The 1,341-nt window shown below is 62.2% G+C and carries 1 pseudogene; it reads right to left on the bottom strand.

What is annotated here, in order from left to right:
* A pseudogene (locus AC1DRJ_RS27890) lies at positions 1 to 1,304 on the bottom strand (host specificity factor TipJ family phage tail protein); the annotation flags it as partial.
* Positions 1,305 to 1,341 lie beyond the last annotated feature (37 nt).

Genomic DNA, 1,341 nt, shown 5'->3' with positions numbered 1-1,341 from the left:
CCCAGAGAGAAGTCGAGCAGCGTGCGAGCTGCAAAACCCGCCCATGCCGCATCAACCACGCCCGCATCCGTCAGGCGTTTCACCGTCATCGTCAGCGCGTCCAGGCTGGTGATTTCGTATTGATGGCCGCGATAACCGAGAGCCATCCGCTGCGCGCCATCAGCGAGCCCAGCAAACGGCTCACCGTTTTCGTAGCGCAAGGTGATGTAGGCTGCCTGTTCTGGAACGCCACCCGATGAGGCAGAACCCACCGTGTAGACCGGGCTCACGCCGAACAACGCAACCGGTGCGCTCGACTGTGACAGGACACCGCCTTGATACGGACTGTAGGGCTCGGCGATCAGCAGGCGACCCGAGCTATCCTGAGCGGTCAGCCCCATGCCTTCGAGCTGGGTGCTGATCGCAGACAGCACGCCGCTCATGTTCACGTAGTTGGCGGCGAGCGAAATCGTGCGGCTGTCGCCCTGATAGGTGATGGTCCAGACAACCGCCGCGGCGCTGAAATCGTAAGTGGTTGGAGAGGATGCGCCCAGCACTGATGAAGGGCTGCCGCCCACCCCGGCCACTGGCGCCACATACGGCGAGTAGCCCGCAACCACCAGGTCATAATCCACATCGCTGGTCAACGTGACCTTCATCCCGACAAAGGGCGCCAGATCACCCAGCGGCCCGCCGACCTGATCATAGGCACCGACGCTGGTCACCACGTAGGTGTTGGGGGCTTTTAGCGTCACGGTGGTGCCGACAGCCCAGGTCTCTGGAAACTCAGGATTGTCGCCAGCCAGACTCACGCTCAAACCAGCCAGCACCAGCGCATCGGCCATCGCAGAGGATCCACCCGAGGCCGTTGACGCAGTGTCCAAACCAGATGTTCCGGCGTCAGTACCGCCCACCTCTCCGACCGAGTACCAGTTCTCCACTCGGCGATCGCCTGAAAGATCCGCACCTGGTGGATAAAGGGTGTAGGACACATCCGAACCGAAAGCCGCCAACGGGGTGTCACCAAGCTTCATGCTGCTGGTCAGCACCGAAAGATCACCGGCGCCGACACACAGGCATAGCGTGGTATGCATCTCGCGCTTATTSACGAAGCGGGACACCGGCTGCACCACGTAATCCGGATAGACCTTACTGCGACCAAGGATCTCGCGCACAGGCTCATTCACTTTGGCCCGGTTGGCCTTGGCCGGGTTGGTGTCGATCGACTCACCCTGGCCCGGTTGCGTCATGTCCGGGGTCTTCATGGTCAAGACCATCACCAGCGCCACGGCGGCAATCGCCACGGCAGCCCAAGCGGCGATCACCGCAGCACCTACGCCRCGCGCTTCAGGGTAAATGCGC

The sequence above is a fragment of the Pseudomonas sp. P5_B2 genome, assembly GCF_056400445.1.
Note: the sequence above shows the minus strand (reverse complement) of the source record. Positions and strands in the feature narration are given on the sequence as shown.